Annotated in this window: 13 protein-coding genes and 1 tRNA gene; 13 read left to right on the forward strand and 1 reads right to left on the reverse strand. The window is 39.1% G+C overall.

Annotated features, from left to right (window positions below; genetic code table 11):
• The first annotated feature begins 1 nt into the window (after window position 1).
• The 12 genes from ispG (at window position 2) to BO15_RS0108985 (ending at window position 14,853) form a co-directional block, all read left to right on the forward strand.
• Window positions 2–1,054: a flavodoxin-dependent (E)-4-hydroxy-3-methylbut-2-enyl-diphosphate synthase gene (gene ispG / locus BO15_RS0108930; RefSeq protein WP_033154010.1), complete on the forward strand. Its 1,053-nt coding sequence runs from the start codon at window positions 2–4 to the stop codon at window positions 1,052–1,054.
• 4 nt (window positions 1,055–1,058) lie between these two features.
• A complete protein-coding gene (locus BO15_RS0108935; RefSeq protein WP_033154011.1) occupies window positions 1,059–5,504 on the forward strand; it encodes a PolC-type DNA polymerase III in 4,446 nt (1,481 codons plus the stop codon).
• 19 nt (window positions 5,505–5,523) lie between these two features.
• On the forward strand, window positions 5,524–6,537 hold the full coding sequence (locus BO15_RS0108940; protein WP_033154012.1) for a DUF5050 domain-containing protein: 1,014 nt from the start codon (window positions 5,524–5,526) through the stop codon (window positions 6,535–6,537).
• A gap of 15 nt (window positions 6,538–6,552) precedes the next feature.
• A complete protein-coding gene (pheA, locus tag BO15_RS0108945; RefSeq protein ID WP_033154013.1) occupies window positions 6,553–7,689 on the forward strand; it encodes a prephenate dehydratase in 1,137 nt (378 codons plus the stop codon).
• An 18-nt stretch (window positions 7,690–7,707) separates the two neighbouring features.
• Complete coding sequence (locus BO15_RS0108950) at window positions 7,708–9,222, forward strand: HD domain-containing protein (protein WP_033154014.1); 1,515 nt, start codon at window positions 7,708–7,710, stop codon at window positions 9,220–9,222.
• Between the two features lie 16 nt (window positions 9,223–9,238).
• Window positions 9,239–11,395, forward strand: coding sequence for an RNA degradosome polyphosphate kinase (locus BO15_RS0108955; protein WP_033154015.1), 2,157 nt, complete (start codon window positions 9,239–9,241; stop codon window positions 11,393–11,395).
• Window position 11,396: 1 nt separating this feature from the next.
• The gene (locus BO15_RS0108960) at window positions 11,397–12,218 is read left to right on the forward strand and encodes a Cof-type HAD-IIB family hydrolase (protein ID WP_033154016.1); all 822 of its coding nucleotides are present in this window, start codon (window positions 11,397–11,399) and stop codon (window positions 12,216–12,218) included.
• Between the two features lie 203 nt (window positions 12,219–12,421).
• Entirely contained in the window at window positions 12,422–12,919 is a 498-nt protein-coding gene (gene infC / locus BO15_RS0108965) for a translation initiation factor IF-3 (RefSeq protein ID WP_033154017.1), read from the forward strand.
• A gap of 18 nt (window positions 12,920–12,937) precedes the next feature.
• Entirely contained in the window at window positions 12,938–13,135 is a 198-nt protein-coding gene (rpmI, locus tag BO15_RS0108970) for a 50S ribosomal protein L35 (RefSeq protein WP_028236330.1), read from the forward strand.
• A 44-nt stretch (window positions 13,136–13,179) separates the two neighbouring features.
• Complete coding sequence (rplT, locus tag BO15_RS0108975; RefSeq protein WP_033154018.1) at window positions 13,180–13,536, forward strand: 50S ribosomal protein L20; 357 nt, start codon at window positions 13,180–13,182, stop codon at window positions 13,534–13,536.
• A 159-nt stretch (window positions 13,537–13,695) separates the two neighbouring features.
• Entirely contained in the window at window positions 13,696–14,712 is a 1,017-nt protein-coding gene (gene galE / locus BO15_RS0108980) for a UDP-glucose 4-epimerase GalE (protein ID WP_033154019.1), read from the forward strand.
• 69 nt (window positions 14,713–14,781) lie between these two features.
• Window positions 14,782–14,853 (forward strand) — tRNA-Glu (locus tag BO15_RS0108985).
• Between the two features lie 41 nt (window positions 14,854–14,894).
• On the opposite strand, the gene BO15_RS0108990 is transcribed toward BO15_RS0108985, so the two are convergent.
• Window positions 14,895–16,064: a nucleotidyltransferase family protein gene (locus tag BO15_RS0108990; RefSeq protein WP_052169866.1), complete on the reverse strand. Its 1,170-nt coding sequence runs from the start codon at window positions 16,062–16,064 to the stop codon at window positions 14,895–14,897.
• A 145-nt stretch (window positions 16,065–16,209) separates the two neighbouring features.
• Between BO15_RS0108990 and BO15_RS0108995 the strand changes: the two genes are divergently transcribed.
• Window positions 16,210–17,406 (forward strand): acetate/propionate family kinase, encoded by a 1,197-nt coding sequence (locus BO15_RS0108995; protein WP_033154020.1) that lies wholly within the window; start codon window positions 16,210–16,212, stop codon window positions 17,404–17,406.
• The last annotated feature ends 56 nt before the right edge of the window (window positions 17,407–17,462 follow it).

The following is a 17,462-nucleotide window of genomic DNA, read 5'->3' on the forward strand; positions in this document are numbered from 1 at the left end:
TATGAAGACTACTGAAGTTAAAATTGGAAATAGAGTTATAGGTGGAGGAAATCCAATTCTTATCCAGTCTATGACAAACACAAAAACACAGGATGTAGAGGCAACAGTTGCACAGATTCTTCAACTTGAAAAGGCTGGATGCGATATTATTCGCTGCGCTGTTCCTGATATGGAAGCTGCACAGGCTCTTGGTAAAATCAAAGAGCAGATTCACATTCCTTTGGTTGCGGATATTCATTTTGATTATAGACTTGCTATTGCAGCTATCGAAAATGGAGCTGATAAGATTCGTATTAATCCTGGTAATATCGGAAGTGAAGAGCGAATCAAGGCAGTTGTTGATGCAGCAAAGGCAAAGAATATTCCAATTCGAGTAGGAGTTAATTCAGGTTCACTAGAAAAGAATCTTGTTGAAAAATATGGTGGCGTTACAGCAGAAGGTCTTGTTGAGTCTGCACTTGATAAAGTGGCTATTATCGAACGCCTTGGATACGACAATCTTGTAATCAGTATCAAGTCATCTGATGTTATGATGTGTGTTAAGGCTCACGAATTGATTGCTGACAAGACAACACATCCACTTCATGTTGGTATTACAGAAGCTGGAACAATCAAGGCAGGAAATATCAAGAGCGCTTGTGGTTTATCAATGATTCTTTCACAGGGGATTGGTGATACTATCCGTGTTTCGCTTACAGGTGACCCTATCGAAGAGATTAAGACAGCAAAGCTTATTCTTCGTACACTTGGCCTTAGAAAGGGTGGAATTGAAGTAGTTTCATGCCCAACATGTGGACGTACACAGATAGATTTAATTGGACTTGCAAATAAGGTAGAGAATCTTGTTGAAGAGTTCTCAGATTTAGATATAAAAGTAGCTGTTATGGGCTGCGTAGTTAATGGACCAGGAGAGGCGAAGGAAGCTGATTTAGGCGTTGCTGGAGGCATTGGAGAAGGCCTTCTTATAAAGCACGGCGAAGTTGTTCGTAAGATGCCTGAGAGCGAGCTTCTTAATGCATTACGTGAGGAGCTTATAAACTGGCCACGGAGATAATGATATGGATCAAATGAGTTTTTATGAAGTTTTCCCTAATATGGAAGCGGGGAATGATCTTGATACTGCCCTTAGTGACGCTACTGTCACTAAGGTAAGTACAGGTCGTTCGAAGGATGATATTCGTATATACGTTACATTCAATACCCTTATTCCTAAACGCCGTATCTGGCATTTGGAAAAATCTATTAAAAAACAATTCTTCCCAAATAATGGTGTTACAATTCGAATCCTCGAAGATTTCGATTTATCAAGTCAGTATACACCTGAAAATCTTTTAAGTTCATACAATGATAGTATTTTAGAGGAGCTAGAGGATAGAAGTGCTCTTCTTTTTAACATATATAAAAAAGCGGATTTAGATTTTACTGAGGATGGTCATTTAAAGGTTACTATCGAAGATACGATAATTGCCAGAGAGAAAGAGCATGAGTTGTTTGATATTCTTCATTCAATCCTATGCCGAAGATGTCATCAGAATATCGTTATCGACTTCGACTATAAAGAGCCTGTCAAAAGTAAATATCTTGAGAATGCAATTCTTGAAATCGAAAACAAAATTGCGGCTATTAACGCTCAGAGTGTTAGTCATGAATCTTCTGATGGTGAAAATAGCGGTGATGACAATTCTGACAAGAAAAAGGATGCAGATAGCAAGAAGCCACAAGAAACTGAGACAAAAGTTATCAAGCCTCTTACTAAATCTGATGATCCAGATTGTATCTATGGAAATGAAATCTTCGATAATGCTACTCCAATGGAGGATATTAACGGAGAGCTTCTTGGACCAATTATTATCCGCGGACAGCTTACAGCTCTTGAATTTAGAGAGACCAAGAAGGGCGGATACTTTGGAACTGGTGCAATGACGGACTTCACCGACTCTATCTCTATTAAGCTATTCTTTAGCGATGCAGATCAGGGACGTGAGCTAGAAAAGGCTCTTAAAGTGGGAGAGTTCTACAAGATAGCAGGTAAGCTTGATGAGGATATTTATTCAAAGGAGCTTACAGTCGGTCGAATAAATTCTATCAACAGAATTCGTGACTTCAGAGTTACCAGACAGGATACTGCAGTTGATAAGCGTGTCGAGCTCCACTGCCATACAAAGATGTCGGATTTCGATGGTGTATCAGAAATCACTACAATTATCAGTAGGGCAAAGGAATGGGGCCATAAGGCACTTGCCATTACAGACCATGGTGTTGTGCAGGCATTCTGTGATGCGGATCACATGAAGGGCCTTGGGGATTTCAAGGTTATATACGGATGCGAAATCTATCTTGTAGATGATACAAAGCTTATTGTTACCAATGATAAGGGCCAGACTTTACGTGATGAATTTGTAGTATTTGATATTGAGACTACAGGCTTCAACCCAAAGACATGTAAGATAATCGAAATTGGCGCTGTTAAGTTTGTAAATGGAGAAATCGTTGATAGATTTTCTGAGTTTGTAAACCCACAGGTTCCAATCCCATTCAACATAACAGAGCTTACTTCCATAAAGGACGAAATGGTAGAAGATGCTCCTACAATCGACGTCATTCTTCCAATGTTTATGGAGTTCTGTAAGGGTTCTGTTTTAGTTGCACATAATGCTGGATTTGATACCAGCTTTATTAGATACAATTGTAAGCAGCTTGGCCTTGAATACGACTATACTCACGTAGATACAGTAGAGATGGCCAGATACTTACATCCAAATATGGCAAGATTTAATCTTGATGCTGTTTGTAAGGCTGAAAATATTGTAAACGAGCATCATCATAGAGCGGTTGATGACGCAGAGGCTACAGCTAAGGTATTTGAGAAGTTCATTACAAAGCTTGAAAATGAAAAGATTTTCACTTTATCAGAGCTTAATGCCCATAGTAAACCAGGCCCAGAGCAGATAAAGAAAATGCGTGCAAATCACTGTATTGTTCTTGCAAAGAATGATTTGGGACGTATTAATCTTTATAGATTGGTTTCAGAATCCCATCTTTATTACTTTAGCAGATATCCTAGAGTTCCAAAGAGCTTGCTGATGGAATGCAGAGAGGGACTGATTATTGGTTCTGCCTGTGAGGCCGGTGAATTATACGATGCCATCGTTGATGGAAGAGATGAATCGGAGATTATGCGTATAGCTAATTTCTACGATTACCTGGAGATTCAGCCTGTCGGAAACAACGAATTTATGATTCGCTCTGATAAACGTAAATACGAAAACATCAATTCTGTAAAGGATTTGCAGGAGATTAATAAGCAGATTGTTGCATTAGGAGACGAGCTTAAAAAGCCTGTTGTTGCTACTTGCGATGTGCATTTCCTTGATCCAGAGGATGAAGTATACAGACGTATCATCATGGCTAATAAGGGCTTTGACGATGCAGACCAGCAGGCACCACTTTATCTTCATACTACAGATGAGATGCTTGAGGAATTTGCTTACCTTGGATTGGCGAAGGCTCATGAAGTAGTTGTAGAAAACACAAATATGATTGCTGATATGGTGGAGCGTATTCACCCAGTTCGTCCAGATAAGTGTCCTCCTGTCATTGAACATTCAGAAGAGGATTTACGACGAATTTGTGAGACCAGAGCACATGAGGTTTATGGACCTGATCTTCCTAAAATTGTAGAAGAGCGACTTGAACGAGAGCTTAATTCTATTATCGGTAATGGATATTCCGTTATGTACATTATCGCTCAGAAGCTGGTTTGGAAGTCTAACGAGGATGGCTATCTGGTAGGCTCCCGTGGTTCCGTAGGTTCTTCCTTTGCAGCTACAATGGCTGGTATTACAGAGGTTAACCCATTGCCACCTCACTACAGATGTCCTAATTGCTATTATGTAGATTTTGATGGTCCAGAGGTGCAGGAGATTGTTAACCAGGGACTTTCTGGAGTAGATATGCCAGATAAAATCTGTCCTAAATGCGGCAAGCCTCTTGCTAAGGATGGATTTGATATTCCATTCGAAACCTTCCTTGGATTCAAGGGTGATAAGGAGCCTGATATCGATTTGAACTTCTCCAACGAATATCAGTCAAAGGCTCATAAATATACAGAAGTTATTTTTGGTGATGGCCAGACCTTCAAGGCCGGTACAGTTTCTACACTTGCGGACAAGAACGCAGTTGGCTATGTTTTAAAATATTTCGAAAAGCGTGATATAAGAAAGCGTCGCGCTGAAAACGAACGTCTTGCTAAGGGAGTTGAAGGTGTTAAATCTACAACAGGTCAGCATCCTGGTGGTGTAGTAGTTCTTCCAAACGGTGAGGATATCTATTCCTTTACTCCAGTTCAGCATCCAGCCAATAAGGATACTGATATTGTAACTACCCATTTCGATTACCATAAGATTGATGCCAACCTGCTTAAGCTTGATATCTTAGGACACTTGGATCCTACCATGATTAAGCGACTTGAGGATTTGACAGGAATTGATGCTACAAAGATTCCTCTTGATGACAAGGACGTTATGTCGTTGTTCCAAAGCACAAAAGCTCTTGGTATCACACCAGATGATATTATGGGAACACCACTTGGTACACTTGGTATCCCGGAGTTTGGTACTGATTTTGCCATGCAGATGCTTGTTGAGGCTAAGCCTCAATATTTCACTGATTTGGTTCGAATTGCAGGACTTGCCCATGGTACTGACGTATGGTTAGGTAATGCTCAGGACCTTATTCTTAGTGGAACTGCCACTATCACCGAGGCTATTTGTACCCGTGATGATATCATGGTTTACCTTATTCATAAGGGGCTTGACCCAGCGGAATCTTTCACTATCATGGAACGAGTTCGTAAGGGTGTTGTTGCTAAAGGAAAATGTGATGAATGGCCAACCTACAAGCAGCACATGCAAGAGCACGGCGTGCCAGACTGGTACATCGGCTCCTGCGAAAAGATTAAATACATGTTCCCTAAAGCCCATGCTGCTGCATACGTTATGATGGCTTGGCGTGTTGCTTATTGTAAAATCAATTATCCATTGGCATACTATGCAGCATTCTTCTCAATCAGAGCTGGTGGCTTTGATTATGAAAAATGTTGTCAGGGAAAAGCTAGATGCGAGCAGGAGATTAAGTACTACAAATCTCAGCCAGATTTATCTGCTACTGATAAGGATATTTTGATTGCACTTAGATTGTGTCAGGAGATGTATGCCCGAGGATTTGAATTTTTACCTATGGACCTATACCAATCTGACTCAAGATACTTTAAAATAGTAGATGGGAAGCTTCTTCCACCATTCAATGTTATTTCCGGAATGGGTGATAAGGCTGCCGAGCAGCTTCAAATTGCTGCTAGTCAGGGCAGGTTCTTATCACAAGACGAGATTCGCGATAGAGGAAAGGTATCACAGACTATTCTTGATAAAATGGTTGAGCTTGGAATCGTAAAAGATCTTCCAAAATCAAATCAGCTTTCACTATCAGACTTTTTTAATATTTAATTTTGGGGAGGGCAGTTGAATGAAGGTATTAAAAAGAATCATCATTTTAGTTGTAGTTATTGCCATTGTTGCTGGCCTAGGATTTTACAAGTATATCAATACTGTAACCTACTATAATGATCCAGGAACAAATGGAAATACCATCGGCAATCTATACGGAAATGGATTGTTCTGCGAAACAGATGGAGTAGTTTATTTTTCTAATCCAAATGATAGCGGCAGAATCTACAAAATGAATCCAGACGAATCTGATATAGAAATTGTTGCAAATGATAGCGTTTATTTTATTAACGCCGATTCACATTACCTTTATTACAGTCGTAATCACAACGATAATGCAGATTTTGTGCTTGATGTAAACACAGAAAGCTTGTGTAGAATGACAAAGAAAAATAAAAAGGTCATTATACTTGATCAAGCTAATTGCAATGCGGCTGCTCTCGCTGGAAATAGAGTTGTTTATTTTCACTATGATTCCGAAGATGCCACATCTCTTTACATGGTTGGTATCGACGGTGAAGAAAGAGTTCAGCTTTCAAAGGCTGCTATCGACCCACGCTGTATGGTAGGAGAAACATTATACTATTCTGGTGTGGAGCGTGATCACAATCTCCATAGCATGAATCTTGATACAAAAGATTCTACTTATGTTTCATCTGAAAACTTGTGGCTTCCAATTATTGATGGAAACACTTTGTACTATATGAATTTGGATGAAAATAATCGAGTTTTCAGAAGTACTCTTTCTGGAGACAACAAAATTGGTATCACCACTTATGGTACATCAGGATATAATATTTCTGGCAATTACCTGTACTATCAGTCCATAAAGGGGAATCCTGATGGATTGTATAGGGTCGATTTGACTACAGGCGCAGAACTTCTTCTTGCTGAAGGTGAATTTAACAACATCAATGTAACTAGCAAATATGTTTATTTTGCTGATTACTATTCAGGTACAACGTTCCATGTGGCAAATGGTAGCACAGAAGTTGGGCTATTCAATCCACCAATTTTAGCATTAGACAAGTAACAGAATAGGAGTAACATGAGAGACTTAGGAGACATCAGGGTAGAAATCGATCAGGTAGACAAGGAGATTCTTAATCTTTTCAACAAAAGAATGGAGCTTGCCTGTCAGGTAGCTGAGTACAAAATCGCTACAGGTAAAAAGGTTTATGACAAAGAGCGTGAGGATGCAAAGCTAGAAAAGCTTTCATCATATGTTGACGATGATTTTAGCGAGCAGGCTGTCAAAGAGCTATACACACAGATAATGTCCATCAGCCGCAAAAAGCAATTTGCTATTTTGCAAGAGCGAGGAGTTTCTTTTGACACTGGCTTTACGCAGGTAGACAGATTCGATTTTTCAGATGCAGTTGTATGTTTCCAAGGCGTTCAAGGGGCTTATTCCCAGCTGGCAATGCTGGCGTTTTTTGACGACGAAATGAAAGACAGCTTTCATGTTGATTTATGGCGCGATGCCATGGAGGCAATCAGTACAGGTAAAGCTGATTATGCAGTTCTTCCAATCGAGAATAGCTTGGCTGGTTCTATTGAGGAGAATTTTGATTTACTTTCTGAATACAATGTTGCCATAATTGGCGAACAGATTCTTAAGGTTGATCACGCTTTACTTGGTGTTAAAGGTGCCACTATAAATGATATAAAAACAGTATATTCTCATCCTAAGGCAATAGCCCAGTGTGAAAACTACATTCGTAAGTATCACATTGATTGGGATGTTAAAAACCTACGAAATACAGCTATGAGTGCTCAGAAAATCCAGGATGATGGAGATAAGACTCAGGCTGCTATTGGTAGCAAATATAATGCGGTTTTATACAACCTTGATATTCTTGAGGAATCAATTCAGGATGATAAAAATAACGAGACACGTTTTGTAATTGTTTCTAAGGAAAAGAAATATAAAAAATCTGCAGATAAAATTAGTCTTTGCTTAGAGATTTCTCACGAACCAGGAAGTCTTTACAGGATTCTTTCAAACCTCATTTTCAATGGTATCAATATGAACCGAATCGAATCTAGACCAATTAAAGGCGTAAATTGGCAGTATAGATTCTTTATAGACATAGATGGCAATCTCAACGATGAGGCAGTTAGAAATGCACTTACTGGTCTAAAAGAGGAATGCGTAAGTATTAGAGTTTTAGGAAACTATTAATTTCGTAATGGGGGGAACATGAAATTATTTGCAAGTATTTACATTGGCTCTTATGAGACTACAATGAAAGTTTTTGAAATCAGTAAACAGAAGGGGATTAAGACTGTGGACACTCTTAAAATCCCTTCTGATATTATCAGAGATGTGCTTGAGCATGGCCGTATCTTACCTCAGACTACGGACAAGCTTTGTCGCGTTTTAAATGATATGCGTCGCACTATGGAAGGCTACAAAGTGGATAGTTATTCTGTAGTAGCAGGTCCTAATATCAGGCAGGCTGAAAACGCTATCATTTTTTTAGAGCAAATAAAAATGCATACCGGATTTACGGTAAATGTTCTTTCTAATTCTGAGCAGAGATTCTTAGGCTATGAAGCTGTGGCATCCACAGAAGGCTTCGAGGAGCTTATTAACGAATCCGCTGTTCTTGTTGATGTGGGCGGTGTCTCACTTCAAATCACACTTTTCTCAAAGGGAAAAATCGTTACAACTCAACATTTATCAATGGGCACAGTTTCTATAAGTGAGAACCTTAGAAAGCTGGGAACTATATCAAATAATTCTTTTGAGCAAACCTACGAGATGATGTATAAGGAACTGGAAGTTTTTAAAACCATGTTTTTGAGAGATATGGTTCCAAAGTACATGATTCTTTTAGGGGTGCAGGTTAGTACCATTGCTGAGAGAATATCCGATTTTTCCTCAAAACAAATTAAAACAAAGGACTACCTTGAATTCCTAAACAAGATTAATAAGAACTATATTAAGGCGTTCGAGCTGAAGCATGATGTTTATCTGGACAATGAAAATCTTATCGAACCAATGGTAATGCTTTATAAGGTTTTGGCTGAAACATTAGCTCCTGAAATTGTGTATGCTCCGGGAGTATCTGTAAGTGAGGGTGTTGCATATAATCATAGCTATTCCAAGAAATGGCTTACATCATCTCATGATTTTGATAACGATATTATTTCAGCAGCTTGGGCTATTGCCAAACGATATGATAGCTATCAGCCACATTTAAAGGCTTTGTTCAAGCTTTCCAGTGAAATATTTGATGCTATGAAAAAATATCATGGGCTTGGTAAAAGACAAAGAGTTCTTATGCAATGTATAGCTATTCTTCATGACTGTGGAAAGTATATTTCTCTATCAGAAGCGTCAAGCTGTTCATATACAATTATTATGTCTTCTGAAATCCTTGGACTTAGTCACAAGGAAAGGGAGATAATAGCTACAACTGTTGAATTTAACAGAAAGCCTGTTGAACCATATGAGAACCTTTCGGACAAGTTCACCCAGGATGAGTACGTAACTATCCTGAAACTACTTGCAATTTTAAAGGTTGCCAATGCTCTTGATAGATCGCATAAGCAGAAGATCAAAAATGTTTCAATGCGAGTAAAGGACAGAGAGCTTGTGATTTCAATTGAGGCCAATAGTTCACTGGCTCTTGAAAAGGGATTATTCAAAAAGAATGCAGATTATTTCGAAGAAATCTTTTCTATAAAACCGGTTCTTAGAGAAAACTAGATTTTTAGGAGGCGTTATGGGAAGCAAAATCAATATTTCAGATGCAAAATACTATGATAATAGAGAACTTAGCTGGTTAAAGTTCGAGCTAAGAGTATTGAATGAAGCTATGGTTAAAGAGCTTCCTATTTTGGAGCGCATTAAATTCGTAAGTATAACTTCGTCCAATTTGGATGAGTTCTTCATGGTTCGTGTAGCTTCTCTTAAAGATATGGAGCATGCAGGCTACACAAAGCCTGACATTGCAGGAATGACACCTACAGAGCAGCTCATTGCAATCAACGAAAAGACAAGAGAGCTAGTAGAGCTTCAGTACAACATATGGGGCAAACATCTCAACCCGGCATTAAAAGAAAACGGAATCATCCTATACGATAAATACGAGGATTTAAATGAAGAACAGTTGAAATTCGTGGATTCATTTTTTATGAGCCAGGTTTATCCCGTTCTTACTCCAATGGCCTTTGATGCATCTAGACCATTTCCACTAATAAGAAACAAATCTCTAAATATTGCGGCGCTGATTGAAAAGAAAAAGGGTTCAACAGTAGCTGGCAATGAAAGCGATGATGTTGAGTTTGCCACTGTTCAGGTTCCATCAGTTTTACCTCGATTTGTTTCACTTCCAGCCGATGAAAAGCATCATGATTGCTTCATCCTTTTAGAGCAGATTATCGAGCGCAACATGGACAAGCTTTTCTTAAATTACAATGTGGTTGCAGCTTCTCCATATCGAATCATGAGAAATGCCGATTTTTCAATCGATGAAGAGGGCGCAGAAGATTTGCTTTTAGAAATCGAAAAACAGATTAAATCACGGCAGTGGGGCGAAGTAATTCGTCTCGAGGTGGAATCTACAATTAACAAAAAGCTTCTTTCCATACTAAAGAAAAACCTTGGAGTTAATGAAATAGATATTTATAAAATCAAAGGACCTATTGATTTAACCTATCTTATGAAGCTTTATGGAATCGATGGTCATAGTGACCTTAGAGCTCCAAGCTTTAAGCCTCAGAACAACCCACGCCTTAAGCCAGGTGAAAAGCTTTTTGATGAGATTAAAAAGGGAGATATTTTCCTTCATCATCCATATGAAAGCTTTGACCCTGTTGTTGATTTTATTGCACAGGCCGCCTTTGATCCACAGGTGCTTGCCATCAAGCAGACTTTATACAGAGTTAGCGGTAATTCGCCTATCATAGCAAGCCTTGCCCATGCTGCTGAAAATGGAAAGCAGGTTACAGTACTTGTTGAGCTGAAGGCTCGTTTTGACGAGGAGAATAATATCATCTGGGCAAAGAAGCTTGAGAAAGCTGGATGTCATGTAATTTATGGATTAGTAGGATTAAAGACTCACTGCAAGATTGCTCTTGTCGTTAGAAGAGAAGATGATGGTATTCGCCGCTATGTTCATCTTGGTACCGGAAATTACAACGACTCTACAGCTAAGCTATACACCGATTGCGGTATGTTTACCTGCAATGAAAAATATGGCGAAGATGCTACCGCTGTATTTAACATGCTTTCCGGATACTCAGAGCCAGCAAGCTGGAATAAGCTTGTTGTAGCCCCACTTTGGCTAAGGGACACCTTCGTTACTTTGATTAATAGAGAGATTCGTCATGCCAAAGAGGGAAAGGAAGCACGAATTATTGCAAAGATGAATTCCCTTTGCGACAAAGAGATTATCGAAAAGCTTTATGAGGCAAGCAATGCCGGAGTAAAGATAAATCTTATTGTTCGAGGCATATGTTGTCTTAGAACAGGCATTCCAGGAGTTAGCGAGAATATTCATGTGTCATCCATTGTTGGCACATATCTTGAGCATGCTAGAATTTTCTATTTCTATAACAACGGATTAGAAGATATTTACATGGGCTCAGCGGACTGGATGCCACGTAATTTAGATAGACGTGTTGAAATAATTTTTCCAGTTGAGGATGTTATTTTAAAGAATAAAGTTAAGCATATTCTTGATGTTCAGCTGGGAGATACCCTAAAGGCTTACGAGATGACAGCGGATGGAAACTATGTTAGAATAAAGCCTGTTCGCGGCAAGAAGCCTGTGGGAGCACAGGAAACCTTCTGTCGAGAGGCAAAGAAAAATAACGAGCCAGAGATTGATTATTTCAAAAAGCGTACCTTTACGCCTATCTTTGGCAATGAGGTTTAAAATGAACAGAAAAATACTTGCAGTTGATTTGGACGACACAACTTTCGATGACAATAAGGACATCTGTAAGGCCAATCTTGATGCTTTAAATGCAATGCTTGATGCGGGGCATGTGCTTGCTGTGGATACAGGCCGTCCCACACATGTTATGAAAAAGCTTTTAAAGCGATTTGAAGTTTTTGATAGAGAAAATGTTTATCTTTTAGGTTACCAGGGAACCGTTGGCACTAGAGCCACCGATGATGAAGTATTATTTGGACATTTCCTTGATAATGAAGCTGCAATAAAGCTTATGACTTATTCAAAAAACGCTGGCTTAACCACCATTATTTTTGAATTTGGTCAGATTTATTCGTTTTCACTAAATGCTGATACAGACAGATATTCAGAGATTTCAAAGGAGCCAATTACTGTAATTGAATCTCCTGAGGATCTTAGAGGTCACAAGCTTACTAAGATGATGGTAGTAAATTTCGAAGACCATGAGAAGCTATTCCAGTTTGAGGAAGCTCATAAGGCCGAAATGGAAGATTCATTTGTCAGCATGTTTTCAAATGTTGCTTTCCTTGAGTATGTTGGAAAGGATTCTAGCAAAGGCGCCGGGCTTACAGAGCTTGCATCTATCCTTGATATAGATATGCAAGATACAGTAGCATGTGGCGATGAGAGAAACGATATCAGCATGGTTCAGGCGGCCGGTGTAGGAGTTGCTGTGGCAAATGCCAGAGATGAGCTTAAGGCAGTTGCAGACTATATTACAGTTTTAGATAATAATAATGGAGCAGTAGCAGAGGCAATCAACAAATTTATTCTTAATTCGTAGAAAATTGTTGACTCTGCGGGGTTTACGTGATATATTATTCGTGTTGTGAAAACAAAGTAGAGTATCCACTCTCACCTTAGCACGTATATTTACAGTGACTTGGGTCTTATATTTCACACAAACCTTGTTTGTGATGATTTATGGTGGATATTCTGTATCCACTATTTTTTTTATTATTTGGAGGTAGTACCATTAGCGAATTAATGATTAATGAGCAGATTCGCGACAAAGAAGTTCGTGTAATTGGCTCTGATGGGGAACAGCTTGGCATTATGTCAGCACGAGAGGCACAGAAGCTTGCCGATGATGAAGGATTAGATCTTGTAAAGATTTCACCAAAGGCTAATCCACCAGTGTGCAAGATTGTTGATTACGGTAAATACCGTTATGAGCAGGCACGCCGTGAAAAGGAAGCTAAGAAAAAGCAGCATGTTGTTGAGGTAAAAGAGATTCGTATGTCTCCAAACATTGATGCTAATGATATGAACACAAAGGTAAATGCAGCTAAGAAGTTCATTTCAAAGGGCGATAAGGTTAAGGTAACACTTCGTTTCCGTGGCCGTGAAATGGCTCATATGCAGTCATCAAAGCATATTCTTGATGATTTTGCTGAGGCACTTGCTGATGTTGCAGTAGTGGAAAAGGCACCAAAGATTGAGGGTCGTAGTATGAGCCTGGTGCTTACAGAAAAGAAATCGTAATACAGGAGGAAATTTATCATGCCAAAGATGAAGACAAGAAGAGCAGCTGCAAAGCGCTTTAAGGTAACAGGAACAGGAAAGCTTAAGAGAAACAAGGCATACAAGAGCCACATCTTAACCAAGAAGACTACAAAGAGAAAGAGAAATCTTCGTCAGTCAGCAATCGTTGATTCAACAAACGTAAAGAACATGAAGAAAGTACTTCCATATCTCTAAAATAGATTTGGAAATGTTATTTATTTGGTTAGGAGGAATTTAAAATGGCAAGAGTTAAAGGCGGATTAAACGCTAAGAAAAGACATAATAGAACATTAAAGTTAGCAAAGGGTTACAGAGGCGCTAGAAGCAAGCAGTATCGTGTTGCAAAGCAGTCAGTTATGCGTGCCCTTACATCATCATACGCTGGTAGAAAGCAGAAGAAGAGACAGTTCAGACAGCTTTGGATCGCTCGTATCAACGCTGCTGCACGTATCAATGGACTTTCATATTCTAAGTTCATGTACGGTCTTAAGCTCGCTGGTGTTGAGATGAACAGAAAGATGCTCGCTGAGCTCGCTGTTAACGATGCAGAAGGTTTTGCTAAGCTTGTTGAAGTTGCAAAGTCTAAGGTAGCTTAATTTCAAAACAAACGATTAAAAGTCCTAGGATAATTCCTAGGACTTTTTGTTTGTTATGAAATTAAGCTAATATGCAAAAAATATAATAGAAACTACTTTTATAATCTCTAGTTTTCTGATAATCTATTATATGGTAACGAACTTTAAGGAGGTGCTTTTATGGCAATATTAGTTACGGGTGGTGCTGGTTTTATTGGTAGCCACACATGTGTAGAGCTTCAGCAGGCAGGCTATGATGTAGTTGTATACGACAATCTTAGTAATGCATCTGAAAAGTCTCTTGAGAGAGTAGAAGCTATTACAGGAAAGCCAGTTAAGTTTTACAAAGGCGATATCTTAGATAGAGATAGATTAAATGAAGTATTTGCAAACGAAAAGATTGATTCATGTATTCATTTTGCAGGTCTTAAGGCAGTAGGTGAGTCAGTTCAGAAGCCTTGGGAATACTATGAGAATAACATCGCAGGTACACTTACACTTGTTGATGTAATGAGACAGCACAATTGCAAGAATATCATTTTCTCATCATCAGCTACAGTTTATGGTGATCCAGCAGAGATACCTATCACAGAAAACTGCCCTAAGGGACAGTGCACAAACCCATACGGATGGACAAAGTCAATGCTTGAGCAGATTCTTTCTGACATGCAGAAGGCAGATAATGAGTGGAACGTAGTTCTTCTTCGTTATTTCAATCCAATTGGTGCACATCAGTCTGGTACAATGGGCGAGAATCCAAATGGTATTCCAAACAACCTTATGCCATACATTACACAGGTTGCTGTTGGAAAGCTTCCAGAGCTTGGTGTATTTGGTGATGATTACGATACTCCAGATGGTACTGGTGTACGTGATTACATCCACGTTGTTGATCTTGCAAAGGGACATGTTAAGGCTCTTAAGAAAATCGAGGAAAATGCAGGTCTTAAGATTTACAATCTTGGTACAGGAGTAGGATACTCAGTTCTCGATATTGTAAAGAATTTCGAAGAAGCTACTGGAGTAAAGATTCCATATTCTATTAAGCCACGTCGTCCAGGCGACATTGCTACATGCTACGCAGATGCTACAAAAGCAAAGGAAGAACTTGGCTGGACAGCAGAGTTTGGCATTAAAGAAATGTGCGCAGATTCATGGAGATGGCAGAAGAATAATCCAAATGGATATGAAGACTAAAAAAAGTGTTGACATAAGTCAATTCACATAGTAATATATGTCTTGTCGCTGATAGCGACAAGGCAATATGGTTCCTTGGTCAAGCGGTTAAGACGTCGCCCTCTCACGGCGAAAACAGCGGTTCGATTCCGCTAGGAACTGCGAAAAAAGACACCTGATATCAGGTGTCTTTTTTGTTATTCTTATATATTTACTAAATCAAATTTACGAGTATATTCTGTTGGATATGTATTTCCTGTTTTTGAAGTTAGGATAGTGCGATAAATATCACTGGAAATAATATCGTATTTATTTATTATTTCGTTTGGCGATGTTATTAAAGGAGCATGTGCTTCTTCTTTTATTCTTCCAAGAATATTAATTCCATTTTTGCTGAAACCAAGCATTCGTATATACGATATATATCCAGATTCTTTTGCTTCCTTAAAATCATTTTCTGTAATACCTAAAAGAATATGACAGAGCACTCGGCTGATTCTTGAATATTCAAAATTTTTCGTTTTTAAAACTTCACAGAATTGGCTGAATGAAACGAATTCAGGTAGCTTGTTTTTGATCCTGTCTGAAAGGTCATTGTTGCAATCTAAGTATTGCTCGTAGCTTTCTGTGGTAAGAAGCTTGTAATGAAGTAGCTCTGAAACATCATCTGAAGCAACGAACGAAATACTGTTATACAATGGAGATACTTCTTCAGGTACTGCTTCAAAGGATTTTGAAAGCTTGTAATGCTGGCGTATTGAACTGGCAGAGCTAAGCTGTCCAGATAAGCTTAAATCGTTGTATTCGTTTCCTTGGCGCTTCATAACTGCAATATCCATATTTAAATTATTTGCATGGATATAACGGCAGTATTCGATTCCTAGTATATTATTAGGAGATGAGATGATATCTTCCGCTAGAAATGCCTTTAAAGCTTTTGCTCTGGCAGTGGCATAGCTTATTCCTTGAGAAACAAGAGCATTAATTTCGTTATTTATTTCTCCGGAGTTTTCTAGTTCGACTAGCTTTTTGCTTTCATCTATAAATAATTCCTTGCGGTCACATTCTGCTGAAAACAGTAATGTATCTACGACTCCAGTGGCATTAAGCAAAGCTACTCCAGCTGATGCGTATTCTCTAGCAGAGCTGGTGGCGAAAATGGTAGGGATTTCAAGAACTACATCTGCACCACAAAGAAGAGCGGCCTTGGCTCTTGAATATTTATCGAAGCATGCGATTTCACCACGCTGAGTGAAGCTGCCGGACATAGCGACAATTATTTGATCAGCGCCTAATACATTTCTTGCGTATTCAATCTGAAGCTTGTGGCCATTGTGAAAGGGATTATATTCCGCAACTATTCCAATTACCATTTTGTTCCTCCGAAAATACTTTTACATGGGTATTATACATTAAAATTTGGTTGAGAAGACAAATTTTAGTGATATAATTAAAATGTTGTTTAAGTATACAATTATTAAAGAAAGAAAAACATATAAAGAAAGGAACTTTATTATTATGAAGATCTTAGTTATCAACTGTGGTAGCTCATCTCTTAAGTATCAGGTAATTGATTCAGAGAGCGAGCAGGTACTTTGCAAGGGACTTTGCGAGAGAATCGGCATTGATGGACGTATCGTTTATCAGAAGGCTGGTCTTGATAAGGAAATCACAGAGATTCCTATGCCTACACACAAGGAGGCTGTTGCAGCTGTAATCAACGCTATTACAAACGAAGCTACAGGTGCTCTTAAGTCTCTTGATGAAATCGATGCAGTAGGTCACAGAGTCGTTCACGGTGGTGAGAAGTTCGCTGCTTCTGCACTTATCACAGACGAGATGATCAAGGTTGTAGAAGAGTGCAACGATCTTGCTCCACTTCACAACCCAGCAAATATCATCGGTATCAATGCATGCCGCGAGCTTATGCCAGGTAAGCCACAGGTTGGTGTTTTTGATACAGCATTCCATCAGACAATGCCTAAGGAAGCATACATGTATGCAGTTCCTTACAAATATTATGAGAAGTACGGCGTACGTCGTTACGGTTTCCACGGTACATCACACAGCTATGTTTCAAAGCGTGTAGCTGAGATGGACGGATGCGACCTTAAGAACTCAAAAATCATCGTTTGCCACATTGGTAACGGTGCATCTTGCTGTGCAGTTCTCAATGGCGAGTCAGTAGACACATCAATGGGTCTTTCTCCACTTGAGGGACTTGTGATGGGTACACGTTCAGGTGATATCGATCCTTCAGCTGTTGAATTCATGGCAAAGAAGGAAGGTCTTGATTTCGCTGGCGTTATGAACGTACTTAATAAGGAATCTGGTGCACTTGGTGTTTCTGGTATTTCTTCAGATTTCCGTGATCTTATTGCTGCTTCAGCAGAAGGTAATGAGAGAGCAAAGCTTGCTATGGATATGATTGCTTACCGCATCGCTAAGTATGTTGGTGCTTATGCAGCTGCTATGAACGGTGTAGACATCATCTGCTTCACAGCTGGTCTTGGTGAGAACAATGCAGGTCTTAGAAAGGCTGTATGTAACCATCTTGGTTTCATGGGTGTTGAAATCGATGACGCTAGAAACGATGTAGCTGGCGAGGAGAGACTTGTTTCTTCAGACTCTTCAAAGGTTAAGGTATACGTTGTACCTACAAACGAGGAAGTTATGATTGCAAGAGATACAGCAGCTATTGTATCTGGCAAATAATTTCATCAAATTTTTGTGAAATTAATGCACTTTTTTATCAAAAGTGTTTGACAAGC

The sequence above is a fragment of the Pseudobutyrivibrio ruminis HUN009 genome, assembly GCF_000703005.1.
Taxonomy (GTDB): Bacteria; Bacillota; Clostridia; order Lachnospirales; family Lachnospiraceae; genus Pseudobutyrivibrio; species Pseudobutyrivibrio ruminis_A.